This window comes from Enterococcus sp. HY326 (assembly GCF_026157065.1).
Classification (GTDB): domain Bacteria; phylum Bacillota; class Bacilli; order Lactobacillales; family Enterococcaceae; genus HY326.
The window spans coordinates 864,713-891,512 of record NZ_JANLGQ010000001.1; the positions used below are offsets into that span (position 1 = coordinate 864,713).

Annotated in this window: 27 protein-coding genes; 6 read left to right on the plus strand and 21 right to left on the minus strand. The window is 40.9% G+C overall.

What is annotated here, in order from left to right; genetic code table 11:
- Positions 1–244 precede the first annotated feature (244 nt).
- Entirely contained in the window at positions 245–418 is a 174-nt protein-coding gene (locus ORH16_RS04135) for a hypothetical protein (RefSeq protein ID WP_265456479.1), read from the plus strand.
- Here the strand turns inward: ORH16_RS04135 and ORH16_RS04140 are convergent.
- The 11 genes from ORH16_RS04140 to pplA all read right to left on the minus strand — a co-directional run bounded on the left by ORH16_RS04140 (position 413) and on the right by pplA (position 12,210).
- Positions 413–1,927: an MFS transporter gene (locus ORH16_RS04140; RefSeq protein ID WP_265456481.1), complete on the minus strand. Its 1,515-nt coding sequence runs from the start codon at positions 1,925–1,927 to the stop codon at positions 413–415. The genes ORH16_RS04135 and ORH16_RS04140 overlap by 6 nt on opposite strands.
- 18 nt (positions 1,928–1,945) lie before the next feature.
- Positions 1,946–2,332, minus strand: a complete 387-nt coding sequence (locus tag ORH16_RS04145; RefSeq protein ID WP_265456482.1) for an HsmA family protein — start codon at positions 2,330–2,332, stop codon at positions 1,946–1,948.
- Positions 2,333–2,517: 185 nt separating this feature from the next.
- Positions 2,518–3,930: an NADP-dependent phosphogluconate dehydrogenase gene (gene gndA, locus ORH16_RS04150; protein ID WP_265456484.1), complete on the minus strand. Its 1,413-nt coding sequence runs from the start codon at positions 3,928–3,930 to the stop codon at positions 2,518–2,520.
- Entirely contained in the window at positions 3,927–4,889 is a 963-nt protein-coding gene (locus tag ORH16_RS04155) for a Gfo/Idh/MocA family protein (RefSeq protein WP_265456485.1), read from the minus strand. Before ORH16_RS04155 ends, gndA begins: the two co-directional genes overlap by 4 nt.
- 8 nt (positions 4,890–4,897) lie before the next feature.
- The gene (locus ORH16_RS04160) at positions 4,898–6,055 is read right to left on the minus strand and encodes a PTS fructose transporter subunit IIC (RefSeq protein ID WP_265456487.1); all 1,158 of its coding nucleotides are present in this window, start codon (positions 6,053–6,055) and stop codon (positions 4,898–4,900) included.
- Complete coding sequence (locus ORH16_RS04165) at positions 6,055–6,363, minus strand: PTS fructose transporter subunit IIB (protein WP_265456489.1); 309 nt, start codon at positions 6,361–6,363, stop codon at positions 6,055–6,057. The genes ORH16_RS04160 and ORH16_RS04165 overlap by 1 nt, the downstream gene beginning before the upstream one ends.
- Complete coding sequence (locus ORH16_RS04170; RefSeq protein ID WP_265456491.1) at positions 6,351–6,821, minus strand: PTS sugar transporter subunit IIA; 471 nt, start codon at positions 6,819–6,821, stop codon at positions 6,351–6,353. Before ORH16_RS04170 ends, ORH16_RS04165 begins: the two co-directional genes overlap by 13 nt.
- Positions 6,822–6,835: 14 nt before the next feature.
- The gene (locus tag ORH16_RS04175; RefSeq protein ID WP_265456493.1) at positions 6,836–8,764 is read right to left on the minus strand and encodes a BglG family transcription antiterminator; all 1,929 of its coding nucleotides are present in this window, start codon (positions 8,762–8,764) and stop codon (positions 6,836–6,838) included.
- A 128-nt stretch (positions 8,765–8,892) separates the two neighbouring features.
- A complete protein-coding gene (gene menA / locus ORH16_RS04180; RefSeq protein ID WP_265456495.1) occupies positions 8,893–9,849 on the minus strand; it encodes a 1,4-dihydroxy-2-naphthoate polyprenyltransferase in 957 nt (318 codons plus the stop codon).
- 23 nt (positions 9,850–9,872) lie between these two features.
- Positions 9,873–10,985 (minus strand): FAD:protein FMN transferase, encoded by a 1,113-nt coding sequence (locus ORH16_RS04185; RefSeq protein ID WP_265456497.1) that lies wholly within the window; start codon positions 10,983–10,985, stop codon positions 9,873–9,875.
- Between the two features lie 289 nt (positions 10,986–11,274).
- Positions 11,275–12,210, minus strand: a complete 936-nt coding sequence (gene pplA / locus ORH16_RS04190) for an extracellular electron transfer flavoprotein PplA (RefSeq protein WP_265456499.1) — start codon at positions 12,208–12,210, stop codon at positions 11,275–11,277.
- A 462-nt stretch (positions 12,211–12,672) separates the two neighbouring features.
- Between pplA and ORH16_RS04195 the strand changes: the two genes are divergently transcribed.
- The 4 genes from ORH16_RS04195 to ORH16_RS04210 all read left to right on the plus strand — a co-directional run bounded on the left by ORH16_RS04195 (position 12,673) and on the right by ORH16_RS04210 (position 16,879).
- Positions 12,673–14,643, plus strand: coding sequence for an NAD(P)/FAD-dependent oxidoreductase (locus ORH16_RS04195; protein ID WP_265456501.1), 1,971 nt, complete (start codon positions 12,673–12,675; stop codon positions 14,641–14,643).
- Between the two features lie 109 nt (positions 14,644–14,752).
- A complete protein-coding gene (locus ORH16_RS04200; RefSeq protein WP_265456503.1) occupies positions 14,753–15,184 on the plus strand; it encodes a NusG domain II-containing protein in 432 nt (143 codons plus the stop codon).
- Between the two features lie 9 nt (positions 15,185–15,193).
- A complete protein-coding gene (locus tag ORH16_RS04205) occupies positions 15,194–15,742 on the plus strand; it encodes a Gx transporter family protein (RefSeq protein ID WP_265456504.1) in 549 nt (182 codons plus the stop codon).
- Between the two features lie 150 nt (positions 15,743–15,892).
- The gene (locus ORH16_RS04210) at positions 15,893–16,879 is read left to right on the plus strand and encodes a polyprenyl synthetase family protein (protein ID WP_265456505.1); all 987 of its coding nucleotides are present in this window, start codon (positions 15,893–15,895) and stop codon (positions 16,877–16,879) included.
- Positions 16,880–16,934: 55 nt separating this feature from the next.
- On the opposite strand, the gene ORH16_RS04215 is transcribed toward ORH16_RS04210, so the two are convergent.
- The 10 genes from ORH16_RS04215 to ORH16_RS04260 form a co-directional block, all read right to left on the minus strand.
- Positions 16,935–17,543, minus strand: coding sequence for a response regulator transcription factor (locus ORH16_RS04215; RefSeq protein WP_265456506.1), 609 nt, complete (start codon positions 17,541–17,543; stop codon positions 16,935–16,937).
- Between the two features lie 84 nt (positions 17,544–17,627).
- Positions 17,628–18,794, minus strand: a complete 1,167-nt coding sequence (locus tag ORH16_RS04220) for a sensor histidine kinase (protein WP_265456507.1) — start codon at positions 18,792–18,794, stop codon at positions 17,628–17,630.
- Positions 18,791–19,552, minus strand: a complete 762-nt coding sequence (locus ORH16_RS04225; RefSeq protein ID WP_265456509.1) for an ABC transporter permease — start codon at positions 19,550–19,552, stop codon at positions 18,791–18,793. Before ORH16_RS04225 ends, ORH16_RS04220 begins: the two co-directional genes overlap by 4 nt.
- A complete protein-coding gene (locus ORH16_RS04230) occupies positions 19,545–20,441 on the minus strand; it encodes an ABC transporter ATP-binding protein (RefSeq protein ID WP_265456511.1) in 897 nt (298 codons plus the stop codon). The genes ORH16_RS04225 and ORH16_RS04230 overlap by 8 nt, the downstream gene beginning before the upstream one ends.
- A gap of 135 nt (positions 20,442–20,576) precedes the next feature.
- A complete protein-coding gene (locus ORH16_RS04235; RefSeq protein ID WP_265456513.1) occupies positions 20,577–21,617 on the minus strand; it encodes a hypothetical protein in 1,041 nt (346 codons plus the stop codon).
- 2 nt (positions 21,618–21,619) lie between these two features.
- On the minus strand, positions 21,620–21,955 hold the full coding sequence (locus ORH16_RS04240) for a PadR family transcriptional regulator (RefSeq protein ID WP_265456515.1): 336 nt from the start codon (positions 21,953–21,955) through the stop codon (positions 21,620–21,622).
- Between the two features lie 115 nt (positions 21,956–22,070).
- On the minus strand, positions 22,071–22,484 hold the full coding sequence (gene arr, locus ORH16_RS04245; protein WP_265456517.1) for an NAD(+)--rifampin ADP-ribosyltransferase: 414 nt from the start codon (positions 22,482–22,484) through the stop codon (positions 22,071–22,073).
- Between the two features lie 12 nt (positions 22,485–22,496).
- Complete coding sequence (locus tag ORH16_RS04250; RefSeq protein WP_265456519.1) at positions 22,497–23,054, minus strand: GNAT family N-acetyltransferase; 558 nt, start codon at positions 23,052–23,054, stop codon at positions 22,497–22,499.
- Between the two features lie 237 nt (positions 23,055–23,291).
- Positions 23,292–23,972 (minus strand): GntR family transcriptional regulator, encoded by a 681-nt coding sequence (locus ORH16_RS04255; RefSeq protein WP_265456520.1) that lies wholly within the window; start codon positions 23,970–23,972, stop codon positions 23,292–23,294.
- Positions 23,973–23,990: 18 nt separating this feature from the next.
- Complete coding sequence (locus ORH16_RS04260; protein WP_265456522.1) at positions 23,991–25,082, minus strand: DUF871 domain-containing protein; 1,092 nt, start codon at positions 25,080–25,082, stop codon at positions 23,991–23,993.
- Between the two features lie 150 nt (positions 25,083–25,232).
- Here ORH16_RS04260 and uxaC point away from each other — a divergent pair, with 150 nt between their 5' ends.
- Complete coding sequence (gene uxaC / locus ORH16_RS04265) at positions 25,233–26,648, plus strand: glucuronate isomerase (protein WP_265456523.1); 1,416 nt, start codon at positions 25,233–25,235, stop codon at positions 26,646–26,648.
- The last annotated feature ends 152 nt before the right edge of the window (positions 26,649–26,800 follow it).

Genomic DNA, 26,800 nt, shown 5'->3' on the forward strand with positions numbered 1-26,800 from the left:
TAGTTATCTTTAAAAAGCAAACCTTCTTTTGACCATCGCCTATAGTTAGTTTTTATCTTTCGTGATAGTTTTTAGCTATAAGACTGGTGTAAAATCCTTGCCGTCCTCATTGTCATCAAAAATTTGGCAGAAAATTTCACAGCCTTCACAACTCACTTGTGTTCTAGCTCCCATCATTTTAAGTTTTTGTCACCTTGCTTGTGGTAGACTAAATAAACTGTTGCAAAAATAGGAGGAACAATTTATGAATATTACCAAAGAAAAAATTGATGCCCTCAGCTGCTTTTTAGCTGCCTTGGTTTTATTGGCCTTTACTTTGATTTTCAATGAGATTGCCATTGGCCTTGTACTGGCTGCTTTAACATTTCCCAGCTGTCGTTTTTTAGCAAGCAAATTTTACAAGCGCAAGCAATTATAATTTCTTGCGCCGCAGATACCAGCCGCCGACAAAGATGATTGCTGCGGCTCCAACTGCTGCTAAAAATAAATGTTGGTAGGCCGTTGCAGCTGTTGTTTGAAAGAGTTTGACGGCTTGTTCCCGCAGACTGCTGTCGCCGATGTTTTGAATTTGGACATACAAATCTTCGACAGATTGTTGGCTGTCTTTGATATTCACACCGGAAACTGTGTCTAATTTAGTTGAAACAAAATTGGCGAAGCTGCTTTGGACTAGCGTCGCATAAATCGTCGGTGCAATCGTAATCCCCACTTGACGGCTAACAGAAAGAGTACCCAAGGCTACGCCATTTTCTTTGGTGCCGGCAATTTCTGACATCAAGACAGAGAATGGTGCCCCCATTAGCATCCCGAAGCCAAAGCCAGCAATAGTTGAGGCGATTAAAAACCAAATGGTCGTTGGTGTATACAGCGCAATGAAGCCAAAGCCGACGACTGAAATCAAACCGGAAATTTGAATTGTCCGGGTGGCCCCTAATTTAGAAACCAACATCCCGCCAAGACCTGCCCCTAGAATCGAGCCTAAACCGATACCGCTCATCCAAACACCACTGCTGTTAGCCGCAATCCCATAGCGATGTTCCACAAAACTTGGAATAAAGACAAAAATCGCAATTAGTGTTCCGGACAATAAACCCATTAAAAGAGTCAAAAGAAAACCCCGGCTGCGAATTAGATTATATGGTAGAAACGGATCAACCTTAGCTGAGACTTTCTTTTCCACCATTACAAAAGCTGCGAATAAAGCCATGCCGAGTAAAATAAAGCCCCAAACAGAAACAGTTAGCAAGCTAGCCAATAAGGCGCCACTTTGTAAATTCGTAATAGCCAACATAAAGCTTAGGATACCTAATGTTAACAAGCTCAAGCCTTTATAATCCAAACCGTTGCTGCTGGCATTTTTGGTTTCAGGAATGGCAATGAAACCGGCAATTAAAACAAAGACGGCAATTGGCAAATTGATTAAAAATAACCAACTCCAATGACCTGTTACATTTAAAATTAAACTGCCGAGATTTGGGCCGACAACTGAGGCAATCCCGTTGATTGCACCTAATGCTCCTAGCAGAGCACCTTGTTTTTCTTTAGGATAAGTCGATAAGATATGGCTGGAGGCGATAATAAATAAACCGCCGCCGCCAAGAGATTGCAAGACCCGTGCTGCTAAGAAAAAGACAAAGGAGGGACTTAAAGCGACTAATAAAGAACCTAGCGCAAAGACACTGACTTCAATGAGAAATAGTTTTCTGCGGCCGAATTTATCGGCTAATTTACCGATGATCGGCGTTGAGACAGCCATACCTAAGGTGTACAGGGTAATTCCCCAAGTCCCTTGAACTTCGCTGATATTAAATGAATACGTAATAGTTGTTAATGCACTGGAAATGATTCCGTTGTCCAGAGCTGACATAAAAACTCCGACAATAAAAATAATTAATGCGAATGTGCTGGTTTTTGCTTTTTGTGTCACTTGACTGCGCCTTCTTTCTTAATGTCCCATGCCGATAACGATGCCGGCTACGTAAGGAATTAACCAAAAGAGCCAGACAACTAAGCTGAATTTGTGGAATGTTTGTTTTGCTTTGGCGTTCCCTTTAACTAAGACATAAATTGCCCAGATAAAATGAAAGGCCATCAGTAAGATTGCAATCACACCGGTCACCTGATGCAAAGACAATCCGCTAGTTGCAGCTTCTGCATTGGCAATCGAGGACATTATCGTGGTTCCTGTTGTATCAAAGACTAATCCTAAACCAAAGAAAAGCAAATGTTTTGGTTGTAAGACTCCAGACCGTCTTTCTGAAAAGACCCCGATTGTATAAAAGACCAAGGCCAGACTAATTGTGATAATCGCAAATACTAATTTTGTATCCATTTTTTATTTCCCCTTTTTAAATTATTGAAGGACTTCCTTCTCACTGATGACGAGTATAGGCCGATTGTGACACGATGTCACCAAAAGCCGATTAGAAGTGAACAGTTTTTGAGAAATTGATTCTTGAGCTGAGCAATCAAAAAAACCATGAAGAAAATTCTTCATGGCGTAGGGAAACTTGATTCTTATTGATACCAATCGTAATGAAAGGTGCCCTCTCGATCGGTTCTTTGATAGGTATGGGCGCCAAAGTAATCCCGTTGTGCTTGGATTAAATTGGCGGGTAAACGTTCAGCTCGGTAAGAATCAAAGTAGGCAATCGCTGCTGAAAAAGTCGGTGCTGGCACACCTGCCTGCAAAGCAATGCCGACAACATCCCGAACTGCCTGTTGATATTTGGCGCTAATCTCGACAAAATAATCATCTAATAAAAGATTTTTCAACTGAGGGTCTTTGTCATAGGCATCAGTAATTCTTTGTAAAAATTGGGCTCGAATAATACAACCAGCCCGCCAAATTTTGGCAATCTCGCCGAAGGGTAGTTCCCATTCATATTCATCTGAGGCCATTCTCAATTGAGCAAAGCCTTGAGCATAGCTCATAATTTTACTAAAGTATAAAGCCTGCCGGATTTTTTCTAACAATTCAGATTGTTCTCCGTCAAACTGATAGTCCGCTGGTTTTGGCAATCTTTGACTAGCCGCTACTCGCTCTTCTTTATAAGCAGAAATATAGCGGGCGAAAACAGATTCCGTAATCAAGGACAGCGGAACACCTAAATCCAGTGCATCTTGGCTAGTCCACTTACCTGTCCCTTTATTACCGGCCGCATCAAGAATTACATCTACAAGCGGCCGCCCCGTTCCTAAATCATCCTTTCGGGTTAAAATATCGGCAGTAATTTCAATCAGATAGCTGTCCAGTTCGCCTTGGTTCCACTCTTTGAAAATTTCAGCCATCTGCTCCACTGAAAGCCCTAAAATATTTTGCATTAAATCATAGGCTTCAGCAATCAGCTGCATATCGCCATATTCAATTCCATTATGAACCATTTTGACATAATGACCGGCACCGTCTGGACCGATATAGGTGACGCAAGGTGTGCCATCTTCTGCCTTGGCTGAGATTTCTTCTAAGATGGGCGCCACCAAATCATAGGCGGCTTTCTGACCTCCCGGCATAATCGAAGGACCTAACAGTGCGCCCTTTTCACCACCAGAGACGCCGGTTCCAATAAAATTAATTCTGGAATCGGCCAATTCTTGATTGCGACGAATGGTATCTTTAAAAAAAGTATTGCCGCCATCAATTAAGATATCGCCGGCTTCTAAATGCGGCAATAACGCTTGAATTGTCGCATCCGTTCCAGCGCCAGCTTGGACCATCAAAATAATTTGCCGCGGCTTTTCTAATGAAGCCGTAAAATCGGCTACTGAATAGCAAGGATGTAGTTTTTTGGTTGGGTTTTCAGCAATAACTGTATCGGTTTTTTCCCGGCTGCGATTATAAACAGCAACCGAGTAGCCCCGGCTTTCAATATTTAAGGCGAGATTTTTTCCCATCACTGCCATCCCGACAACGCCAATTTGATTTTTCATACGTCAACTCCCACTCTGCGATATAAATCATCAATCACTTGAATTGCGGCTATTGTGACCTCTGGTGTCATCAGCGGACTAGTCAGCTGGCCGGCCTGCAGACATTGATTGACATGATTGATTTCATAAACAAATTCTGATTGTATCTCAAACACATATTCTTTTGTCTCACCAGCAATCTCACTAATCAAACGATTAGTCTTCCAAAAATTAGGAATCGTAATTTTCCCTTTTGTACCATAAACTTCGATGCGGCTTTGGTCGTGAATATCTTTGGTGATGAGTAAGCTGGCTAAGATTTGCTTAGGTAAAGCCAAATTAATCACCCAGCTATCATCAGAAATCGGCGGCTGCATACTACAGTTGCCGGTATAATTTTCCAAGGGTCCATCAAAGGCTGTCAATAAAAATTCCAACGCATAAGTACCGGCACCTCTGAGAATGCCGCCGCCCTTTTGAACTTCTTTAAACCATTCTCCCCGCTTGGCTCCCGTGTGACTGCTGATAATATTGACCCACCGGATTTCTCCTAATGCCCCGGCTTGTATCAACTGTCGGGCTTGAACCTGAGCCGGCAGAAAAACGGCTTTTTGCGCCTCCATTAAAAAGAGATTTTTGCTGGCAGCTAACTGAAAGACTTCTTCCGATTGAGCTTTTGTTAAACACATTGGTTTTTCACACAGGACAGGTTTATTTTGTTCTAAAGCGGCTTTGATACATTGATAATGCCCACCATTGTAATTGGCGATATAAACCAAATCGACTTGCTCATCTTGGTACAGCTCTTGATAGCTGCCGTAATGATGAGGAATTGCTAATTCATCAGCCAGTGCTTTGGCTTTCATTAAATCCCGACCGGCAATTGCGATTACTTCGCCGGCTTCACTTTGATTGATGCCTTCGACAAAACGAGTGACAATCGTAGCGGTGCTGACAATGCCATAACGAATTTTTTTCATAGGACCACCTAGACTTCATTTTCTTTTGCGGTTTTTTTCAAGAAACGATCCCACAAACGATTTTTAGTTGAAATCAACATGCCTTCATCAGCCGCTGTTTCTTCAATTTGAATTTCTTCAACTGATAATGGTTTTTTTATGGTGGAATAAATCAGCGCCGTTGCCAGCGAACCAATCAGCCACGCCCCGACAAAACCTAATGGATTCGTCATCATCGGAATCACGAACACACCCCCGTGGACTGCTGGTGATTCGGTTCCAAAGACCATGCCTAGACCGCCAGCTAAGGCTGCCCCGGGAATCGTCGCACATAAAACACGAATCGGATCTTGCAGCGCAAAAGGAATAGCTGCTTCAGTGATATAGCAAAAAGATAAAGGTACTGCGGCTTTGGCGTTTTCAATATCACCACGGGTAAATTTGCGTTTTCTAAACAAGACAGCTAAAGCCATTCCTAATGGCGGTGTCATACCCGCTGCCATTTTTGCTGCAGTTGAGGCAAAATTTCCCTGAGCATTGAGGGCTGTCGCAAAGGAAGAAGCAATTTTGGTAATCGGTCCGCCGAAATCGACACCCCAGAAGCCGCCTAAAACTGCTCCGAAAACAAACCGTGAGCCACCTTGTAAAGAATTTAAGAAGGATTCAATCGTGTTGGTAATCCAGGCAATCGGTTCGCCTAATAAAAATTGAAACGCACAGCCGACTGCTAGCGTTGCTAAAACGGGAATTACTAAAATCGGAATCATGCCGTTCAACCAAGAAGGCACCTTCCAAGTTTTAATCCACTTCACTAAATAGCCGACTAAGAAACCACCGAGTAAGCCACCGATAAAGCCAGCATTAATTTCATTGGATAATAAACCAATTGCTAACGCTGGGGCAATTGCTGGACGGTCGCCAATTGTGTAGGCAATCCCCGCACATAAAACCGGCGTGGCAAAAACAAAGGCCGAAACCCCAATTTGGTTGATTAAATAAGCAAATGTACCCACCATATCTGGATTGGTGGCAATATCGTAGCCTCCAAGCGCTTTACCAATCGCTTGAATAATTCCGCCGGCAACAATTACTGGAATCATGTAAGAAACACCGGTCATAAAAGAAGCTTTAATCTGGTCTTTAATGGTTAACTTTTTGACTTTTTTCTTCCGCTCGATTTTCGCCATTATGCAATCGCCTCCATTAATTCTTCAATTAATCCATCCGCGTCTTTAACGGCTTCCTGCACCCCACATTCCAGCGTTGGAACGTCTTCAAAACGCTCAACATTTCTAATCGTAATATCTGACGCGATAATCATGCCATTGGCCCGTTGAATATCGGCATCTGTAATTTGATTTTCTGGACCTTGGGCACCTTGCGTTTCCACTTTAATTTCAACGCCTTTTTTTGCCGCAGCTTTTTTTAAATTGGCTGCCGCCATATACGTGTGGGCAATTCCTACGGGACAACTTGTAATCGCTATGATAAACATAATTTTTCCTCCTCGGTTTTAAATAACTCAATAATTTCTTTGACGCTTTCTGCCTGCTGCAAGCCTTCTCTAAAGTCATCCTCCATCAGCAGAGTCGATAATTGCGATAATAATTTCAAAAACTCTTGTTTAGCAGAATCCGGCACCGCCAGCATGATTACATAATTGACTGGCTTTTCATCTAAGGACTGCCATTCGACTTCACGGGCTAACCTCACCAAAGTAAAACTGGTTTCTTTCACACCGCTACTTTTAGCATGGGGTATGGCGATACCCATGCCAATCCCAGTGGTACTTTGTGATTCTCGAGCCAAGACGTCTTGACGGTATTGCTCTGGATCGGTTAAGACTTGATTCTCTGCCAACAGTTGAATTACTTGGTCAATGACTTCATTTTTTTCGTTGGCCTCTAATTTAAACTCAATCAAATTTTGATTAATTGATTCACTTAATTTCATTTTTTCACTTCCTATCATGTCAGTAAAAGATGTCTGACTTCTTTCTTTGTTGGTGCCTGAATTACTTGCTTGACCTTATGTAGATCTTGCGTAAACAGGGCTAATTCTTCAAAAATACTGGCAAACTGCTGTTGAATTTGACTGTCAATTGCCAGCAGAAAAACTAATTGCACCTGTTCTCCTGACCAATCAATTGGTTTAGCTAATTGTAAAACAGCGATACCTTGTTGTTGGACATTCCCTTGATAAGCATGGGGAATTGCCACCAGATTGCCGATGGCGGTGGCTGATAATTTCTCCCGCTGTAAAGCTGATTTTGCAAAATCGGCAGTGACATAGCCAGCTTTTGCTAGTGAAGCCGCGCCGAATTGGATAATTTTCTCAACAGAATCTAGCTCTACATGAAGATTTATTAAATCTTCTGTCAGTAAACTTGTCAGACTCGATTCTTTTTGCCCAACTTGTTGAATTTGCTGTTGCAAACCAGCCGTTTCAGTAGCATTCAGTACCGGTGATACATAGACTACCTTTTTTTGTGGCACTTGTATTGGCACGGTGCTGATAATTAAGTCAGCTGTAGTCTGAGGCAAGCTTTGATCCATCGCTGAGGAGATTCCAATAATTTCCAGTTCAGGAAAAGCCTGTTGCAATTTTGTTTTTAAAAAGTAGCTGGTCCCCATCCCGGTAGCACAAACGATAATAGCGGTTACAGAATTGTTGACAGCTTGCTGTTGTCGATCTAAGGCCGTTTCAATATGCAAGACGAGATAGCAAATTTCGTCTTCATTTAATAATAAGTTGGTCTCCTGATAAATCAGCTCTGCATAGGCGACCCCAATCTCATAGGCCCGCGGATATTTCTGTTTCAATTCTCGGCTCCAAGGATTTTTAATGTTGATGCCATAGCTCAAGCGGTTTAACAATGGTTTCAAATGAAGTAAAAAGGCTGTCAGAAATTGCTGATCTTGCGCCAATTGTGTTTGAAATGTGTTATCAATTGCTGTTGTCCAAACAATCAGCTTACTTAAAAGTTCTTGATCAATTTGTTGATAACCTGAGAGCTCAGTTTCTTGGTAAGTTTGATTTGCTAAATTGGCGCCTAAAAGGTGAATGGTTAAATAGCCGACTTCGGATTTTTCAAAGGCTAAATCAAAATGCTCCGCCAGCTTTTGATAAAGCTGACTAGCTAGCTGCCACTCCTTTTTAGCAGTTAGTACCGCTAACTCATCCGCTGTCATCTCAATAAACTGATTATTTTGTAGACGTTGCAGTGAGATGGCAATATGGATAATCAAACCCTTTAAGGCTACATCTGAAAGTTTGAAGGCCTGCTCCTGTTGAAAATCAAACAAGATGGCTTTAATCGCCGCCAACGAAATTTCAGGGAAGGTCTTTTGAATTTCGACAAAATCCAATAACGCTGCCTCCACGCTAGTCTCCTGCTTTAGTAATTCCGCTTTAATAATCCGCAGAGCAATCTCACTCCCTAACAGGCGGATGCCTTTTCTTGGAGCCCGCTCAATTTCCAGATTGAATTCCCGCAGATAGTCTGCTAAAGAATCTAAGTCCCGCAAAATAGTGCTGCTGCTGGCAAAGACTGCTTCTGAAATAGCGCCAACTGACAGATAATTTTGTTGATCTAACAGCAGGTGTAGAATTTCAAAGCGACGCAATTCCGTTTCTTCAGGAGAATTTTCCTGTTGAAAAGCCGTCAGTAATTGCAATTCATTGCGCTCGTCTTCAGCAAATTCCAGCCAGATGCCTTTGCCCTTTTGACTGACAATCTGATAGGGCTTATCGGCAAATTCTTGGTTGATTCGTTTGACATCATTTTTAATTGTTTTTGAGCTGACCGCCAAAGCATCAGCTAAAGTTTCCGACGTCTGCTTGGTTTGGTTAGCCATTAAAAGTTGTACAAGTTTTTTTTCACGTAGCTGCAGCATGTGATCACCTTTTTTCTTGTAATTACAAATATAGTATGCCATCAAAACAAAAAAAGATACAATCCATTTCCTTCTTCTGACAAGGGAAGTCGCTGAAAATGAATTGTATCTTTTAATTGAGTATTCGATTAATTAAACCAGTTCCATAAAGCTGTCAGTGCTAGTCCGATAACATAGCTGCTATTAAAGAGCACCATATTTTTAATTGCGTAGCCAAAGCTGCGGGGCTGGGGTAGAATTTCTTTGTATTCCTGCAGATTTTTATAAATAATCGGCAGGGTCAAAAAGACCACCAGCATCGGCCAAGAAAAAACTTTGAAGGGCAAGCCAAGTAAAACTACTAGGTAACAGCTATACATTAAAGCTTGAAATAAAACTTTCCCCACCGGCCGACCAATGTAGTAGACCAAAGTGTAGCGGTGATTTTCAATATCCGTATCTAAATCCCGTAAATTATTTGCCAGCATAATATTAGCGATGGTGAAAATCATCGGCAATGATGCCCACGCTAGCGCAACAACCGACCAGATATTTCCCGTCAAAGCAAACGTCCCCGCTTGTAAATCCACCGCCAAGAAAAATGACTGAAGGGTATAGGTGTTGATATAAACCACCATCGAAAAAATGCCTAAGCCCATCGTTACGCCGCTGAAGATTTCACCTAACGGCATTCTCGATAAGGGAATCGGTCCATAGGTATAAAAAATCCCGATAAAACAACACACACCACCAAGAGCCAATAGCAGCCAGCCAGTTTGCCAAGCCAAATAACAACCAATGACCGCAGCAAAGGCCAGCATGCCTAAAATCATATTGCGAACTAATTTTGGATTGACCTGCTCTCTGCCAATCACATTTTGTTCAAATTTATATTGCTGGGAATGGGCTTTTTGAAAGTCCATATAATTATTGATGGCAGTCGTCATCATATCAAAGACAATCATGCCGATAAAGAAAATAATCGTGTTCAACCAATTGACTTGCCCAAAGTAGCTTAAGGAAAAGAAGACTCCCGCTAAAAACGGAAAAATACTGGCTACTTTTGTGCGAATCTCAACAACCTCTAAAAAAACCGACACACTCATACAGGTACTCCTCTTTTATAAAATTATTCCAGCTCGCTGCGATCACCCATCACATAACCAGAATCCTCAGATAGAACAAATTGGTCTTCAATATCTGAAGTAACATAGACTTTATCTTCCTTCGTAACAAAGATTGCGCTTGTCCCATCGCCTAAGCCTTCCACATAGTCCAAGCCATCTTTAACTCCCATTGAAAAGACTGCTGTCGACAGACCATCTCCATCGATGGAATTGTCAGTAACGATTGTCACTCCAGCAATATCATTGTCAAAGGGATAGCCGGTATCTTTATCAAATAAATGGGAATAGGTCACGCCATCTACTTCTAAATAGCGTTCATAAATTCCAGATGTCACCAATGACTTATCCGTTTCTGGAATCGTGCCTAAGACAGTGCCACGGGATTGATTGGGATCTTGAATTCCCACAGTCCAAGGTTGATCTTCTCCTCTAGGACTATGACCAAGAACATAAACATTCCCACCTAAATCGACGATGGCCGTTGTTACGCCATTGTCTTTTAATACTTTGACAACTTCATCAGTAATGTAACCTTTAGCAATGGCCCCTAAGTCAATAATCATTCCCGGTTCTTCTAAATAAACAGAATGATCCTCGTCATTTAGGATGACTTTCGTATAATCCACCAATGGTACCGCCGCATCAATTTCTTCTTGCGAAGGCTTGCGGGCATCGTCAAAACCAATGCGCCACAGCTGTGTGATGGCGCCAATTGCTAAATCAAAACCGCCTTCAGAATCTTCGCTATACTCATAGGCTTTTTTAATCAGGGAATAAACGTCTTCTGAAACCACCACCGGTTGAATGCCAGCATTGGCATTGATTTCATCCACCTCAGAGCCTTCTTCGTTAATCGTGATTTCGTCTCCCAGCTCTCTCACTCGTGCAAAAGCTTGGTCTAAAACAGCTTCTTTGCCGTCATCGTAAATTCGGATTTGCACGTAGGTTCCTAAAAGAAACTGCTCATCTGAATAAGGATCAGAATTAATGGTATTGGAGCTAGTCGTACTGCTGCTCTCTTGGGTGCTGCTATCTGAGCTGCAGGCACCAACGACACCGACTACGCCCAATAATAAAATCGCTAAAAGCCACTTCTGTTTGAAAATTTTCTGCATTTTACTTGCCCTCTCTATCCTAACAGACCGAATACTCGGTCAGAAAAAAGTTTCTTAGTCTTTTATATACCTCTCTGTGTCATTTGTCACTAAAAATAATAATTCCATGAAAATTTTTTTAGAAGGATTTCGCTTTTCGACAATTGTTTTTCAACGTTGTCTAGCTAGCGTTAAACACAGCGGATTCCTTCTTAGTATTTATAGAAAGAAACTAAAAAAACGGCATAAAAGAAAGGCGAAAATCAAAAGTGATTTTCGCCTCATAGGTTTCAAAATAAGAAACTAAAGATTATTCAGTGACAATGTTGTCAATTTCAATCTTAGTAGTGTCGCCTTTTTCAGCGGCATTGATTAATTGTTCAGCATACATGATGAAGCTATGAGTGCTGTGAGTTGCTCCAGTTACTACATCAACATCAGCAGCAGTGCCGTCTTCTTCAGCCATGGCAGCTACTAAAGCTTCATTCAATGCAGGAATGAATTCTGATGGATCAGTACCAGAAATTTCTTTCATTTGCGTGTTGTAATCTTCGTCGTTAGCTTTTGATTCGCCAGCTTCGTTGATGTTGTCATAATTTGATTCAGTCACAACGCCACCTGCTACAGTAATTGAGAATACTGTGCGGTAACCATTGTAATAGTTTAATTCTTCTAATTCATAGGTGCCATCTGTTAATTCAGCGCCATTGTTAATTTCGATTGTTTCAGTATTGCCAGCTTGTGCTGCTTGAATCAATTGTTGTGCGTAGTTTTGGAAGCTTTCACTTGAATGTGTTGCACCAGTTACGACTTCAACATCACTAGCACTTTGAGTGGCTACTAAAGATTCGTTTAATGCTGGAATAAATTCAGATGGATCTGAACCAGCTGCTTCTTTCATTTGTTCATTGTATTCAGTATCATCAGCTTTTGATTCGCCAGCTTCATTGACGTTATCATAGTTTGACTCAGTAATTTTGCCATCCACAACTGTAATAGAGAAAACAGTGCGGTAGCCGTTTGAATAATTTTGTTCTTCTAAATTGTAAGTACCATCTTCTAACGCTGCGCCGGCAACAATTGTTGCGCTACTTTCTGTTGTAGCACTTGAAGCTGTTGTGCTGCTTTCAGTTGTTGCGCTAGAACTGCTGCTGCTAGTCGAACTATCATCTGAGCCACACGCTCCTAAGATTAATGTTGAAAATGCTAATACTGCTACCCCTGTTACAAACTTGCTTACTTTCATCTTTCTACCACCTTATCTTTCTTCAAAATTATTTCTCTAATTAACAAAAATAACATTGTGATACAATATACATTGTAGTGATATCAGAAAAGAAGTCAATCGTTTTCATTGTATTCTCATAAAGAAATTACACAAATCCAATAATTCACATTTATTGATTGCTTTTTCAAAATCTTCAGTTCTCTGGTTGATAAACCAGCATTTCTCCCTTGGAATAGCTAGCAAAACTCTGTGAAATCTTCTTTCAACAGAATTCGAAAAATGGTTGCCGCTTTTAGCAGAAACAGCAAAAAATAAGGTTAACGCTTTCTCAGAAAATGACAATGGCTATTTTATGAGAATTACCAAAAAAAATAATTAAAACGGTAAAAGAGGTTAGACAAATCACCTAAACCTCTCTATAATGAGAGTTGTTTGTGTATTTATTATCTAATTTATTTTTTATACTAAGGAGCGATTTCAATGGCAAATCAAAAAATTGTCGTTGTCGGTGCGGGTTATGCTGGAGTTTCAGCTACGAAATTTTTAGCTAAGAAACTTAAAAAGAACGATGTCGATATTACTTTAATCGATCGTCATTCGTATCACACTATGATGACAGAACTACACGAAGTGGCTGGTGGCCGGGTGGAACCTTCCGCTATCCAGTATGACTTACAACATTTATTCTCTCGCAAGAAAAATGTTCAACTGGTAACAGATACCGTTACTGGAATTGACAAAGAGAATAAAGTCGTTACAACTAAAGAAGGCTCTTATGCTTTTGATCACTTGATCTTAGGTATGGGTGGGGAACCAAATGATTTTGGGACACCCGGTGTTAAAGAACACGGCTTTACTTTATGGTCTTTTGAGGACTCACTAAAGATTCGCGAACACATCGAAACAATTGTTGCTAAAGCGGCCATCGAACCTGATGCAGAATTACGCAAAGCAATGTTAACCTTTGTGGTCTGTGGTTCTGGCTTTACTGGGATTGAAATGGTTGGGGAATTAATCGACTGGAAAGAACGTTTAGCAAAGGATTACAAGCTTGACCCTTCAGAAATCAGCTTAGCAGTTGTCGAAGCAATGCCAACTATCTTAAACATGTTGACTAGAAACGATGCAGCCAAAGCAGAACGTTACTTAGAAAAGAAAAACGTTCAAGTCTTGAAAAATTCACCAATCGTTGAAGTATCTGCTGACCATATCAAATTAAAAGATGGCACTGAAATGCCAACTCATACATTAATCTGGACAGCCGGTGTAAAAGCAACTTCTGATGCCGCTGACTTTGGTTTAGAAGCAGCTCGTGGCCAACGTTTAGTTGCCAATGAATACATGCAAGCTAAAGGTTATGAAGATAAAAATATCTACATCATCGGTGACCAAGTATTCTACGAAGAATTTCCAAACACACCAACACCACAAATCGTGCAGGCAGCTGAACAAACAGGTCACACTGCAGCAGCCAGCATCGTTGCTGATATTAAAGGCGGCGAAAAACATAAATTCAAAGGAAACTATCAAGGCTTCATGGTTTCCATCGGTTCTAAATGGGGGGTTGCCAACCTCTTTAACATGATTCACCTAAGCGGCTTTATGGCAATCGTCATGAAACACATCGTCAATTTGAAATACTTCTTTGATATTCGTTCAGGCTATTTGATGTTCCAATACATCATGCATGAATTCTTCCATATTAAAGATGACCGCAATGTCACCCGCGGACATTCATCTCGCTATGGTAATGTTTTATGGAGTGTACCTTTACGGGTCTTCTACGGATTTGTTTGGTTAGTGGAATCTATGAAAAAAGTTGTCGGTGACGGCTCTTACTTCAAACCAAGCACTTGGTTTGGCGAAGGTTCTTGGTTCACCGGTTCAAGTGTCTTCCCTTGGGCTTGGAGCTATCCAGTTCCTGGTGCAGAAGTAACATCAGCCGCTTCTGGTGCTGCTGATGCTGCAACGGCTGCCTCTGGTGCTGCCGATGTCGCAACTGCCGCTTCTGGCGCTGCTAGCACAGCAACTGATGTTGTTGCCAGCGTTCCACATTTTGGTTTGAGCTACGCTTATGGCGAAGAACCAATGGCTGTTTTCGATTCAGCACCTAACTGGTTTAACAACTTGATGGGTTGGATGATGCCTAACTATGATGTGGCAATGTTCTTCCAAAAATTCATGGTCTTCTTTGAAATTGCACTAGCTCTTGCTTTAATTGCTGGTTTGTTCACTTGGTTGGCTAATGCCACAACGATTGTTTTAGTTATCACCTTCTGTCTGTCAGGGATGTTCTATTGGGTAAACATCTGGTTCATTCCAGTTGCCTTTGCCTTGATGAACGGTTCAGGTCGTGCGGTTGGGTTAGACCGTTGGGTAATCCCATGGTTGCAACGAACCCTTGGAAAATGGTGGTACGGTAGTGAAAAAGCCCGCTATGGCGAGTCCTAAGCACCACTCAAAAAAATAATGAAAAAGTCCTGGGAAGCTTATCGTTTCCTAGGACTTTCTTTTAGGGTTATGTTAAAATGAAGCCTGACAAATTAGAAGGGGTGGTATTTTGAAATTTAAAGAATTCGCCCGCAAAAGTTTCCTCAAACCTTGGGACCTGATTATTATTTTCTTCTTGTTTTTATTATCTTTTACACCGATTGTCATTTTTGGCTATCAGCAAAATCAATTAGCCCAACAGGCAGATGCTGTCAATTACCAAGCTGTCTTAAAAGTCGATGGCGTCGAGATTCGCAGCTTTGACTTGACCGCTGATCAAGCCTCTTATACATATACTTACGAAGATGAAGACGGCGATTATAATATTATCGAAATTGATGGCGAACGGGTGCGGATTTCTGAGGCGAATTGTGGCGATCAGATTTGTGTCCGCCAAGGCTGGATTTCCAAAGCCGGTCAGTCAGTCGTCTGTCTGCCCCATCGTTTAGTTTTAGAAATTCAAGCATCAGATGGGAGTGAAGACGGTGCTTTGATTTACTAGCGCCTGATTATGAATAAACTGCAAAAAACAATCTATATCTCCCTCTTAGTTGCACAAGGCGTTGTGATTGGCCTGATTGAAAACATGATTCCCTATCCCTTTGCCTTTGCCCCCGGTGCTAAATTGGGACTGGCTAACTTAATTACGATTATTTCGATTTTTACTTTACGCAAACGAGACAGCTTCACTTTAGTCTGCATGCGCTTAATTTTAACCACGCTGCTAGGCGGAACTCTTTCTACCTTTCTTTACAGCATGAGTGGTGCCATCCTCAGCTATTTTGGAATGCTGTTGATGAAATCATTAGGACCTAAACGCGTCAGCATTATCGGTATCAGTGCTACCGGCGGTTTTCTCCATAATGTCGGCCAATTAGTCACCGCCTCCTTTATTGCCCAGTCGTGGCCGGTGATGATGTACCTGCCAATTTTATCTTTTTTAGGAATTCTCTCGGGTATTGCGATTGGCATTGCCGCCAATTATCTATTGCGGCACGTTCGCACGATTCGCCAATTCCAAAAAGAGCAGGAACGCAGGACTAAGCAAGTCTGGAATTAGTTTTTTTCGATAGTGACTAAACTGACCACTTGCACACTGAATTTTCTTTTTATGAAAACTTTTAGCCAGCCTGACTTTCCCACGGGAGAATTTTGTAGCAACCGGACTGAAGGTCCAAAAATTATTACGTATCAAACAAGGAGTAACCTTATGAAACTTCACAGCATGTGGCAGACCTATCCCGAACTGGCCAAAGAACTAAAAATGACATCAAAATTGATGGAAAGCTCGGTAAATTTAAAAAATAAACCGGTTGAAGATGCGATTTTGGCAATGATTCACTCTGGCGGCAAGATGCTGCGCCCTGCTTATCAGCTATTGTTTTCCCAGTTTGGTCCAGAACGAGATCAAAAAAAAGCCACCGCTTTGGCCGCCTCAATTGAAATGCTCCATACTGCCACTTTAATTCACGATGATATCGTTGACCGTTCTAGCATGCGCCGTGGTGTCACAGCAATCAACGCTAGCTTTGGTAACGAAGTGGCCGTTTACGCCGGCGATTATTTATTTGTCCTCTGTTTTAAATTATTATCCGATTACGCCGGTTCTCTGCGGAGCCTGCAACTCAATTCCCGCAGCATGGAAAAAATCCTCGGCGGTGAATTAGGTCAGATGGACAGCCGCTATCACTATGAAATAGGTGTTGAGCAGTATTTAGAAAACATCTCTGGAAAAACCGCTGAACTCTTTCAACTGAGCTGCTTTGTCGGAGCCTACGAAAGCGGCAATAAAGAAACCTTTGCTAAAAAAAGCGGAGAAATCGGTTTAGCCATCGGCATGGCCTTCCAAATTATTGACGACATTTTAGATTATAGTCAATCGGCTACAGACATCGGCAAGCCCGTCTTAGAAGATGTGCGCCAAGGGGTTTATTCTTTACCCCTGTTGATTGCCTTTGAAAAAAATCCGGCAGCCTTCAAGCCGCTTTTAAATAAAAAAGCGGAGATGACCGACCAAGATGCCCAAGAAATTTTCCAATTGGTGCAGCAATATGATGGTGTTGCCGGCGCGCAGGTGTATGCTGAGCAATACACCAATCAAGCAATCGCCAAGATAAAAAAATTGCCCGCCAACCAATACAATACTCGGGAAAATCTAGAAACGATTACCAAAACTATTTTGACTCGGGAAAATTAAATGATGCAACCTCTGCATGGTAGTGATTACTGCTATGTGGAGGTTTTTTATCCCCCTACCCCAACCAACCATTCGCCATCGCCACATTAATGGCTTCAATTCGCGATTTAGTTGCAGTTTTACTGAGGATGGAGGAAATATAATTGCGAACTGTGCCTTCTGATAGAAAGACTTGCTGGGCAATTTGGGCGGTATTGGCTCCTGTTTGGATAACTTTTAGAATCTCCATTTCTCTTTTGGTGAGAGGATTTTTTTCGGCTTTAAGGACACTTCTGACTAGCTCCGGAGAAAAAATAGTGTCGCCTGCTAACACTCGATTGACACTTTGAATTAAAACCTCACTGGGGCTGTCCTTCAATAAATAGGCATTAACCTCACTAGATAAGGCCTGTTGAAAATAACTTTCTTTGGCAAATGTTGTTAAAATGACAATCTTGACTGGGCGTTTGAGGATTCTTAATTGGGCGGCAATCTCTAGACCAGTCATGTCAGGCATTTCAATATCAAGAATGGCGACATCGGGTGCTAATTGCAAAATTTCCTGTAGGGCAGCCGCTCCCGTCAGGCTGCTGCCGATAACTTCAAAATTGTCTTCTAAGTTTAAAATAGTTTTTAAAGCGGTATTGAGCATTTCTTGGTCTTCCGCTAGATATATGGTTGTCATTGATTTCCCTCCAAATCCTGATTGCCTACAAAAATAGCTGCAGTTTATCTGAAAAATTTATCTTGAAAAATTTTTACGCAGGATCTAACTCGAAACATCTTGATTGTCTTTTTTGATTTTCCCATCAGCAGCCACTTCGGATAGCTTCGGTAAGCTGAGTATCAGCTGGGTACCTTGACTAGTCTCACTGTCAATCTGAAGCTCACCCCCAGCTGCTTCCACACGATTGGTCATCCCCTGCAAACCAAAGGCTCCTGCCCGTGCTGTTTTAAAGCCAACACCATTGTCAGTAATCTGCAGCTGGTATTCCCTTTGACTTTCGTTAAAAGTTATTTCGGCAAAACTGGCTTGACTATGGCGAATAATATTGGTGATGGCTTCTTTAATAATTGCTGAGAAGACATCCTGCACAGGTAGCGGCCAATTTTCTGCCAGTTCCTCTCTCTTCGTGAAAAGGGTTGTTTCTGTCACCTGCAAATTTTTTTCTTCTTCGATTAAGGTTTTGGCAATACTGCGCTCCTGTAAATTTTCCACAATGGTGCGGACCATTGTCAGATTGTTGCGGGAGGTAGCAGCAATCTCCTGTAATTCCTGAGCCACTAGCTCTGGCTTTTTTTCTAGTAACTTTAAGGCGACTTCACTTTTCATCGTAATAATCGAAAAGACCTGTCCGAGATTGTCATGTAAATCCCGGGCAATCCGTTCTCTTTCTCCTTGGCGAATAATCGCCTCTAAGCGCTGATTGGTTTGATGCAGGCGATAATTTTTACGATTGCTTTCATTCACCGAGCGGGCAATAATCGGCGAACTGATAGCAAACAACAGGGCAATGAGAATATTATACAGCGCTGCGTTATTAACCTCATTTAAATACCAAAATCCTAGCAGCAAACTGATGGCACAAGCCAGGTAGTATTCTTTTAAAAATTGATAGTACCTACTCTTTTGAATCGGCAGCGAGCCGATTTCCCAAGCAGTGAAGACAAACAAATAGCCATTACTCAGAAAAATTCCAAAAATCAGTGCAATGGTTAGCTGCAGACGAATCGCAATATTTAATTTTTCTGTCACCTCGTAGCCATCCCGATAGGCTTTTAAAAAGACCAGCAGCAGGATTGCCAAAAACCACTTAGCCGGCTGGTCAAGTGGTAGTAGCTGAATAACAGTTGGAATTAAAAATGTCAGGATAAAATAAGGCATCAAACCAAAGCGCTGTGGAAATAAAATATGCTTTTGGAAAAATTTTTTCATATTGTTTGCAGCTCCTTGGCTTTTCGATAATATAATGTGACGCCAATTCCCGCCAGACCAATCACACTCCAAACCAAAAGACCCCAGAGATTGCTCCATACAAAAGGCTCTTGATGGATAAAGCCGCTAATTAATTGGCTACTGAAATAAGTCGGCAATTTTTCACCAATCGTCTTTAGCCAGTCTGGCATTATGGAAAGGGGCCACCAAAGTCCGCTGGCAATTGCCATCGGAAAAACGATTAAATTGCTTAATAAATTGACCACATTGCTCGTTCCCATTAATGATATCATAATTCCTAAAAAAATTAAGGGAATGGCGGTCAGCGGCACGGCAATCAGTAAAATCAACCACGTCGTTAGAGAAAGGGCCACCTGATTCACTAAAATCCCCACGATTCCTAGCGCAACCACTCCTAAAATATTTAAAGACCAAAAGACTAACATCATGGAAGCATAATAGCGCCATCTGGGAATTGGACTCAGCTCAATAAATAAATCAAAGGAATCCTCTTGATCATTCAAAAGCGTGCTGGAGACCGTTAAGATAGAGCTTAAGAGCGAGCTGTAGAGCACCATGCTGACTAAATAATCAGCATTCCAAGTTGTTAGCATTTCTTGAGGCATGCCACTGGTCATCACCTTGGTAAATAATAAATAAAAGCCAATCGGCAGCGCTAAATTAAAGAGAAAGAAACGCAGATTGCGAAAGACAATCCGTTTGAAATTGATTGCTACTTGATAGAAAAAATTAGCCATGGAAAGCTCCTCCTTCATTGATCGTCGTAAATAAAGATTCCAAAGAATTCTGCTGGATGCTCAAATTCTCAATCCCTGATAAGTAGGGTGTCAGCTGCAGCATCAGCTGATTGACATCATTGGTTGTCAACCGGTAAAAAGCGCCAGTTGTGTGCATTTCAGAAACTTCTGGGAGACTTTGAAAAATTTTAGGCGACAGCTGCGAATGGAAACTAATTTCGGCTGCGGCTGTCTGTCGCCGCAGCTGCTCTAGACTGCCATTAAAAATTATTTCCGCTTCTTTTAAAATCAAAATTCTCTCAGCAAAGTTTTCCAGCTCTTCTAAATAGTGACTAGTCACGAAAAAAGTTTTCCCCTGCTGTCTTAATTCTTCAATCAAGCGCCAAAGCTTCTGGCGGCTGCCGCTGTCCATACCGGCTGTCGGTTCATCTAAAAATAAAATATCGGGATTTCCCGCTAGCGCTATGGCAAATGACAATCGGCGTTTTTGACCGCCGGATAGCTTAGCGACAAATTGTTGCTCGTCTCCTTGCAAATCTGCAATTGCCAGCAATTCTTGATAAGGTAACGGCGCTTGATAGTAACTTCTTGCTAAATTTAGCGTTTCTTTCACTGTCACTCGGGCAAGCTGCATATTTTTTTGCAGCATCACACCGACACGTTGTCGATTTACTTTTTGATTGGCTTTACCGTCAAAAAAAGTCACCTGACCTTCATCCGCAGGAATCAATTGGTTGATGATATTAATCAAAGTCGACTTGCCAGCGCCATTGTTGCCCACTAAAGCAACAATCTCGCCGGCCTGTAAGGTAAAAGAAATATGATTTAAAACCTGTTGCTGACGATAAGTTTTACAAATATTTTTAGTGGTTAAGATTGGTGTGTTCATTGTGTTGCCCCCTTCAATAACCCAAGCTTAAACCTTTTGCAGACAGCCCAGTAGTCATGGCTGTCACAACTTGACTATGACAAGTGTCATAAAAAAGCCTGCCTAAAAATCTAGGCAGGCGGATACTTATTGTAATTACACTTCAACGCCAAAGGAAAAATTCTTTTCAACCTGACGCTGCTTGTTATAGCGATACAAAGAGATGCCAATTGAAATCGCAGTGGCCACAAGACAAATTGTGGCAATCCCGCTGAAAATTGGTGCTGGCAAGCCTTGGCCGTTGCTGTTTTCATTAAAGAAACGTAACAAATCGCCATCCGCCCAATCTTGTGTTGTCAGAAACTGACTGATTTCTGTTGAAAAAATCAGCTTTTGGCTGCAAATCCAAATGAAACCTAAGGCGCTGACTACTGATGAAATAATGCTGCTGATGGTTACCAGAAGTGTCCAGCGGCGATAGCGCAGCTTGCAGACAATCGCAAACATTTCGACTAAACAGCACAGAATAATGACCATCACGGCAAAGTCGGCAAAGCTCTGTTCAAAAACAGGTACGACAACGCGAGTGTTTGTTTGAATAAAAGTGAAGCTGGTAAAGTTAGCAAATAGCAAAAAGCCGATAATGCCAATTTGAATGACCAATTCGGCAATGGTATCTCCCAAAGGAATTTTTTTTGCAACCGGCGTCTTGATTAAGCTGTCAACTTGCCAGTCATCTTTTTTAGGCTTAAACATACCTGTTCGTTCCAAGATAACAAAACCAATAGTTGTCCAAACTAGACCTTGCAACGCTAAAGATATTCCCGAACCGATGGCCTCTGAAAGCACCTCAGTAAAAATAGCAATGCTCATGCCTTCGATAATTTGTTCAAAATAAGTGACGATACCGCCGATGATTGCGCCGACTGCTGCCGTTAGCGGAATAATTATTTTTAAGGTCCGCAGATAATCATCATAGACAGCGGGCCCGATTAAATAGCGGGGATGCTGCCGATATTTTTCTGCTAATTTACGGGGACTGCCCATCTCCATTAAGACTGATTTGATTTCTTCTTCCGTTGCATCATCCGGCAACATGTCCATGATATTGCTGTACAATTCTTTTTTGACTTCTGCCTGTTCCCCATCAGGCAGATAACCGATGACTTGATTAATATACGCTTCAACCCAATTCATTTTTACTCATCCTCTCCTTGAATCCTTTGTAAACTGACCGACATTTTTTTTGACTCCACTAATAATTCCCGAAAAATTTCTTCCCCTAATGAACTAATCTGATAATACTTGCGGGGGCGGCTCTCAGTTGTGTCCCACGTGCTAGATAATAATTCCTGTTTTTCTAATCTCCGCAGTAATGGATAAAGCGTGTTGGCTTCAATGGCGACGCCAACATCCTGTAAAATCTCCAACAATTCATATCCATAATGGGGCTGATACAAAGATGCTAGCACTAGCAAAGTTAAATTCCCCCGCCGCATTTCTGTAATAAAAGATTGCGATAATGATTTTTCCATCGAATCACCTCATAAATTTATTATGGTGTGTGACACACAACATTGCAAGAATAAAAATTTTTTTTTGTTGCGGAATACAAAAAAAATTCCTGTAGAAAAAACTACAGGAAAATTATTAATCAATAATTTCAGCTCGACCTTCTGCTTTCAATTGGGCGAGGCCTGCTTGCATTTTTGCAATCATTTCTTCAGGATGGCGCTCCCATGTCGCCAATTCCGCCACAACCTTTAGCGGCTCTTTTGACCGATAAGAGCGGGTTGGATTGCCGGGAAATTTTTTATCAGTGACATTCGGATCATTTTCAAATGCGCCTTGTGGCTCCACTAAATAAATTCGTTCTCGGCCAGCACCTTGAGCTAACTCTGCTCCCCATTTGGCAGCTTCCAGTGTCGCTGTAAAATAAATATAATTGGAGATGCGCTGAGCCTCATAATTAGATTCATGTCGGGGCATTAATAAATCCCCTAAGGCGAGCTCAGCCTTGGTTCCATGCAAAAAAGGGCCACGATCTAAAACTGAATCTGTCATTTTCCACTACTCCTATGCTTGAAATTCTGAACGCAGCAATTCATATTCGTTCATATCACGAAATTCTCCATACATGAAAATATCTTCTTTATGACAACCGACTAAACTGAAACCGGCTTTTTGTGCTACTAAATTGCTACCAACATTTTCTTTATCCGCATAAATAACTAATTTATTTAAAGCTAACGTGTCAAAACTAAATTCACAAATCTTTTTGACCGCATCTGTGACGATATTGCGTTTGGTATATTCATTCGAAAGCCAGTAGCCGATTTCCGCTTTCTTAGTCAGTTTATTAATTTTATGCAAATCGATCGTACCAATAATTTTCTGACCCTCTGCAATAATAAACAGTCGATCCGTTCCATTAGCGGTACCTGTCAGTTTCATTTTAAGAAAATCCGTTTGATTCTCAGGCCCATCAACAGTCTCCACAAAATCCAAAAAAGTGCGGAGATGCGCTTTTTGAGCATCAACAAGCTGAAACAATTCCTCTGCCATCGAAAATTCCGGTGCTAGCAAAAATAAATTTTCACTCTCCCGCAAAGGCATTGAAAGATAATCCTTCATAACGATTCCTCCAATAATTATTTTTCTCAACAGTATACCATGACTAGAAAATGATTGGATAGATTCTAATTAGCATATCCTTTAACTATTTAGCCCGTTGGTTAAAAATAACGCTATTTAAACAAGTCCCCCTGACTAAGCAAGAGGACTTGTTTTATCTTTTCGGGCTATTTTAAATCCTTTTAACACTGTTGGTTATTTTAAGAATAATCTTTCCTCTTAGCTAATAATACCACCTTAAGAAAAATAATTTGGATATGCCTCCATCAACCTTGGTAAAGTATTTTCAAGGGCATCTAAATGACGATCAACAAATGCCGAAATTTTTTCAAGCTGCTGCTTTTCAATTATTTCAGCTAATTCGACATTTTCTTGGTAACGTCGGTCCGTATAATTAATATCCAGAACTTCCAATGTACGCAAGCGATTCAGTGCGCCACCGTTTTTTTGAAGAAGCTTCCACGCATCCCCATGCCCATCAATCTCATAAATAATACGATGAAAAGAATTATCTAATAGGAACATCGATACACGGCCATCTTTAATTTTTAAGAAAACCTTTTGAGCTTGTAGCTCCTCCTTTAACGAAGCCAGCGACTCTTCCGTTCTTTTTTCACAGGCAATCGCAATGATTTCCCGTTCCACTGTTTTCCTCATGAAAACTAAGTTTCGGATATCCGCCACGTCAATCTTCGAAACAAAGGTCCCCTGCTTCGATCGAATATCGACTAGCCCCTCATTTTCTAAAAGAATCAGGGCCTCTCGAACGGGTGTCCGACTGACGTTCAGCTCGGAAGCGATGGACGGCTCACTTATTTTATCACCAGGGATAAAATAAAATTCAATGATACTCTGTTTCAAGGTACGATAAATAAACTCGCGAGTGCTTTCTTTTTTTCTAGGAATATGCTTAAGCAAGTAAATCCCTCTCCTCCGTTAAACTTCCTCTAAATGAAAAGATGTCCAAGGTTGCATGGTTTCCAGCAGCAGCCAGTCCTCTTCCAGAACTTTGCCAACCACATTCACTTTTTCATCCGCTAACCGGTCTTTTTTTGCAATTTGCAATTCACCTTTATATTGTAAGTATAAATCATTATCAATCAGGATGTCACCTTTTCTAATGTTATCGGTATTATTGGGCTGAACAGATTGGTCTGCATATCTTTTACGCCCATCTGATTTTGTCCGATAAACAAAAGGTGTGACCTCTCCTCTATAGATGTGGGTATGATTTAAAACTATCTCTTTTTCAATTTCAGAAAGTTTATTTGCTAGTTTCACTCTGATGGGGATTGTCCTCATTTGGAAGATTTTAGAAACAGCTGCTAGTTCTTTATCGGAAGCATAGGCATTGCCAATAATCACACAATCAATTGATTTCAAAAATAAAAGATGGGCCGCTTGTGTTTCAATCGACAACGGACGGTGGGCTTCTACCGTACAGATACCTTCTTCCATCGGCCAAGGCCCAAACGTGCCAGAGGGAGCATTAATAAAAGCAGCAGTCGGAATATTTTGCTTGCGGAATTTATCGTTGCAAGATAGAAAATAATCGTAATCCAAGCCAGTGAAAGCGTGGGGATAAAAGTTATGGGACCCAATTAAATATCCCGTTCTAGGTTGGCGAGAAATAATATTTTCCAAATAGTTTGTCCCATGACTCATATTAATTTCAATCAATAAGTCATAGGGATTATGGGTCATTTCTGCCTCTTCCACACCGCTAAATCCCAAATCTAATCGAATGCCATCCGCTCCTAATTCATAAAAAAAAGCGAGGTCTGAATAAGAAATTTGCAATTGCTTAAAAATGGCGGGGCTAACATCCAGAATCACTTCAAAATGATTTTCCTTAGCTACCGCGATAATCTCTTTAAAATCTGCAAGAATCTGCTCTTGATTTCCAGTTATTTCTAATAAACTAATAAAAAGCCTAGAAAAACCAAAACGAGCAGCCTTCGTAATATACAAGACATCTCTCGTTTTTTCTGATTTGCTAGGATAAATCGAAATTCCTATTTTTTTCATTTTCTTCACCTCGTCGATTTTCTAACGATTAAAATCGCTTTCTTTTATGATTTTAACACAAAAACGAAATATTTTATTGAGTATTTTCATTTTTTTATTGAAATACTAAATTTATTAATGTAATATACAAGTATAAAAGGTGGTTTAATAATGAAAACAACTTACCAAACAGAAAATTTTCTACTGAGAAATCCTTTCTCAATCAGGATATATCACGAATTCGCAAAAAAAACACCTGTGATTGACTACCACTGTCATTTAAAGCCTAACGAAATATATAACAATCGAAAATACGCAAATTTAACGGAATTATGGCTTCAGAAAGATCATTATAAATGGCGTTTGATGAGAGCGAATGGTATCCCTGAAAAGTGTATCAGTGGCAATGCTTCTGATAAGGAAAAATTTTTAGCCTGGGTAGAAACTATCGAACGCGCTCCAGGCAATCCACTCTTCCAATGGTCGCATATGGAGCTCGAAATGTATTTTGGTATCAATCTAAGCATCAACAAAAAAAATGCCGAGCTAATTTGGGAAAAAGCGAATGCCCAACTTGGAAAACTTGGCTACGGCGCACGAGATTTTATTCATCAATCCAATGTCCATTTGATTGGAACGACAGACAACCCGTTAAGCAGTCTAGAATATCATCAAAAGCTAGCCCAAGAATCTGCCAAGGTTTTTACTGTCGTCCCTACCCTCCGTTTAGATAATTTTTTTGAAATTAGCGATAACAACTTTTTTGCAGATATTTATCAGCTATCCGGATTTAGATGCGAGTCACTAGAAAACTATTTAGCTTTCGTTGGTAAGCGCATTCATTTCTTTTTAAAAAATGGCTGTCGCTCTGCCGATTTGGGATTAGTACATACCAATTGGCAAGCAATCACAACTAATCCAGCTTCCACTTACACAAAAATGCGTAAGGGAAAAGAAGTAAATCAAATTGAGAAACAGGATCTGAATACTTATCTGTTAATTGAAATCATGAAGATGATTTATCAAGTAGATTGGGTTCTCCAACTACACATAGGCGCTGCCGCCAGTGTCAATCAAGAAGCTGTCAAACGGTTAGGTAAAGGCACTGGTTTTGATTCCATCATTGACCAAGGCAATCTTGCCTCAAGTCTGCTTTATCTTTTTAATGAAGTGAATAACCAACACAGCTTACCAAAGGTGATTCTTTATAATATTGATGGAACTAAAAACGTTGTCCTTGAATCCATCATGGCTTGTTTTCAGGACAATGAAGCAGGTATCAAAGGTAAAATCCAACACGGTCCCGCTTGGTGGTTCCAAGATACTTTGAGAGGAAATCGTCGACAACTAGCTGATTTAGCTGAGCAGGGAATTCTGATGAACTTCATCGGCATGACAACTGATTCCCGCAGTTTTCTCTCCTATGCTCGCCATGATTATTTCCGAAGAATCCTCTGTGATTGTTTGGGGAATTGGATTGAAGCAGGAGAAGTTCCCGATGATGATGACTTTATTCAGGAATTTATCGAGAGTATCGCTTATCGCAACGCTCTTGATTATTTTAATTTTTCATTAGTTAAGCAATAGCTTGCTACTCATTAAGCTATGGAATTAAGCAGCACCTAAAAGGAGGATTGAAAACTGGTTAGTTGTACCATTCAAGGTTCTTTAAAGAAGTTATCAAAAGCTTAAAAACGTTTCAAAGCTACCAACAAGAAAACAATTGGATTCACTTCTGC

Bases quoted from the DNA above. Each gene is read 5' to 3' on its own strand.
- ORH16_RS04135 (WP_265456479.1), top strand. From the start codon at position 245: ATGAATATTACCAAAGAAAAAATTGATGCCCTCAGCTGCTTTTTAGCT.
- arr (WP_265456517.1), bottom strand. From the start codon at position 22,484: ATGACAGATTCAGTTTTAGATCGTGGCCCTTTTTTGCATGGAACCAAG.
- ORH16_RS04260 (WP_265456522.1), bottom strand. From the start codon at position 25,082: ATGAAAAAAATAGGAATTTCGATTTATCCTAGCAAATCAGAAAAAACG.
- ORH16_RS04240 (WP_265456515.1), bottom strand. From the start codon at position 21,955: ATGGAAAAATCATTATCGCAATCTTTTATTACAGAAATGCGGCGGGGG.
- ORH16_RS04205 (WP_265456504.1), top strand. From the start codon at position 15,194: ATGAATAAACTGCAAAAAACAATCTATATCTCCCTCTTAGTTGCACAA.
- ORH16_RS04230 (WP_265456511.1), bottom strand. From the start codon at position 20,441: ATGAACACACCAATCTTAACCACTAAAAATATTTGTAAAACTTATCGT.
- ORH16_RS04170 (WP_265456491.1), bottom strand. From the start codon at position 6,821: ATGAAATTAAGTGAATCAATTAATCAAAATTTGATTGAGTTTAAATTA.
- uxaC (WP_265456523.1), top strand. From the start codon at position 25,233: ATGAAAACAACTTACCAAACAGAAAATTTTCTACTGAGAAATCCTTTC.
- ORH16_RS04235 (WP_265456513.1), bottom strand. From the start codon at position 21,617: ATGAATTGGGTTGAAGCGTATATTAATCAAGTCATCGGTTATCTGCCT.
- ORH16_RS04160 (WP_265456487.1), bottom strand. From the start codon at position 6,055: ATGGCGAAAATCGAGCGGAAGAAAAAAGTCAAAAAGTTAACCATTAAA.
- ORH16_RS04195 (WP_265456501.1), top strand. From the start codon at position 12,673: ATGGCAAATCAAAAAATTGTCGTTGTCGGTGCGGGTTATGCTGGAGTT.
- gndA (WP_265456484.1), bottom strand. From the start codon at position 3,930: ATGAAAAATCAAATTGGCGTTGTCGGGATGGCAGTGATGGGAAAAAAT.
- ORH16_RS04155 (WP_265456485.1), bottom strand. From the start codon at position 4,889: ATGAAAAAAATTCGTTATGGCATTGTCAGCACCGCTACGATTGTCACT.
- ORH16_RS04225 (WP_265456509.1), bottom strand. From the start codon at position 19,552: ATGGCTAATTTTTTCTATCAAGTAGCAATCAATTTCAAACGGATTGTC.
- ORH16_RS04215 (WP_265456506.1), bottom strand. From the start codon at position 17,543: ATGACAACCATATATCTAGCGGAAGACCAAGAAATGCTCAATACCGCT.
- menA (WP_265456495.1), bottom strand. From the start codon at position 9,849: ATGAGTGTGTCGGTTTTTTTAGAGGTTGTTGAGATTCGCACAAAAGTA.
- ORH16_RS04220 (WP_265456507.1), bottom strand. From the start codon at position 18,794: ATGAAAAAATTTTTCCAAAAGCATATTTTATTTCCACAGCGCTTTGGT.
- ORH16_RS04250 (WP_265456519.1), bottom strand. From the start codon at position 23,054: ATGAAGGATTATCTTTCAATGCCTTTGCGGGAGAGTGAAAATTTATTT.
- pplA (WP_265456499.1), bottom strand. From the start codon at position 12,210: ATGAAAGTAAGCAAGTTTGTAACAGGGGTAGCAGTATTAGCATTTTCA.
- ORH16_RS04175 (WP_265456493.1), bottom strand. From the start codon at position 8,764: ATGCTGCAGCTACGTGAAAAAAAACTTGTACAACTTTTAATGGCTAAC.
- ORH16_RS04185 (WP_265456497.1), bottom strand. From the start codon at position 10,985: ATGCAGAAAATTTTCAAACAGAAGTGGCTTTTAGCGATTTTATTATTG.
- ORH16_RS04210 (WP_265456505.1), top strand. From the start codon at position 15,893: ATGAAACTTCACAGCATGTGGCAGACCTATCCCGAACTGGCCAAAGAA.
- ORH16_RS04145 (WP_265456482.1), bottom strand. From the start codon at position 2,332: ATGGATACAAAATTAGTATTTGCGATTATCACAATTAGTCTGGCCTTG.
- ORH16_RS04165 (WP_265456489.1), bottom strand. From the start codon at position 6,363: ATGTTTATCATAGCGATTACAAGTTGTCCCGTAGGAATTGCCCACACG.